1 pseudogene is annotated in these 269 nt (G+C 37.5%); it reads right to left on the bottom strand.

The window, feature by feature from the left end:
- A pseudogene (locus SCA31_RS23575) lies at positions 1-269 on the bottom strand (PLP-dependent aminotransferase family protein); the annotation flags it as partial.

Raw genomic sequence — 269 nt, 5'->3', positions numbered from 1 at the left:
ATAGGTAATAATTTTGCTCCTGCATATTCGAAAGCATTCCACGCAGGTTGATATGCCAGATTTTCTACGATTACACAATCACCATTAGTAAATAGAGTCTGAGCCGTTAAAAACATCGCCATTTGGCTTCCTCGGGTAATAGAAATATCATGTTCATTATGATGCATTCCACGCTGATGATTAAGCATTTGAGAAATCGCTTTTCTGACTTCAAGATCACCATATTCACTGCTGTAGCCCATCATTTGCCATTTTGCTTTTCTGTTAAA

This window comes from Chryseobacterium sp. SIMBA_028 (genome assembly GCF_046535285.1).
GTDB lineage: Bacteria > Bacteroidota > Bacteroidia > Flavobacteriales > Weeksellaceae > Chryseobacterium.
This window is presented reverse-complemented; position numbering and strand designations above follow the sequence as displayed.